This window comes from Oleiphilus sp. HI0125 (assembly GCF_001635355.1).
Window position 1 is genome coordinate 1 of sequence record NZ_LWGF01001243.1, and the last position, 972, is coordinate 972.

Here is a 972-nt window from a genome sequence, read left to right on the forward strand (position 1 = left end):
CATGGCAAAGCGCGGAGAACCTTGGTCTGACAATGATGAGGCGAAACTGAAACAACCTATTATTGATCAATTTGAAAGGCAATCTCACCCCTATTACGCAACAGCTAGGTTATGGGATGATGGCATTATTGAACCCGCGCAAACGCGTGAGGTCCTTGCCATGGCAATATCGGCAAGCATGAATAACGACATTCAAGACACGCAATTTGGCGTCTTCCGAATGTAAGTTTTTACGAGCATTAGAGTACTACAATGTCAGAGCAATCTGTAATCTTGAAAATAGAGAACCATACGGCGCGTCTCGTACTTAATCGTCCGGATAAGCATAATGCTTTTGGCGATGAAACAATTGCTTCTTTACTTGCTAAGCTTGCCGAAGTTGAGCAAAACCCTTCTGTGCGAGTACTCTGCCTGAGTGCAACAGGAAAGAGCTTTAGTGCTGGCGCTGACCTGTCATGGATGAAACGCATGGCCTCACTGGATTACCAGCAGAATCTTGAAGACGCCAAGCAACTCGCATTGGTGATGGACACGCTTAACACCTTGTCCGTCCCAACCATCGTTAAAATTCAAGGCGCCGCGTTCGGTGGTGCTCTTGGCCTGATTAGTTGCTGTGACATTGCCATCGCGTCTGATAATGCTAAGTTTTGCTTGAGCGAAGTAAAACTAGGTTTAAGCCCTGCAACAATTAGCCCGTATGTCCTCAAAGCGATGGGAGCAAGACGATGCCGTCGCCTATTTCTTACCGCCGAGTTATTTGATGCTCAGCAAGCTGAAAAATGGGGCTTGGTGCATGAAGTCGTAAAGCAAGGTCAACTTGATGACGCGGTCGACAAGGTGCTCCGACAGATTATCAGCAACGGCCCTAAGGCAAGCATCGCAACTAAGAAATTAATAAGGCAAGTTTCCGAATCAGACTTAAACCAAGATAAACAGCATGCGACAGCAGAAATCATTGCCTCACTGCGTGTA

2 protein-coding genes are annotated in these 972 nt (G+C 46.7%); both read left to right on the plus strand.

Going from position 1 to position 972, the window contains the following annotated elements:
* A partial coding sequence (locus tag A3762_RS21610; protein WP_304439315.1) for a carboxyl transferase domain-containing protein occupies positions 1-226 on the plus strand: 226 nt, incomplete at its 5' end.
* A gap of 26 nt (positions 227-252) precedes the next feature.
* Positions 253-972: enoyl-CoA hydratase-related protein (locus A3762_RS21615; protein WP_068757583.1), on the plus strand; the 720-nt coding region annotated here is incomplete at its 3' end.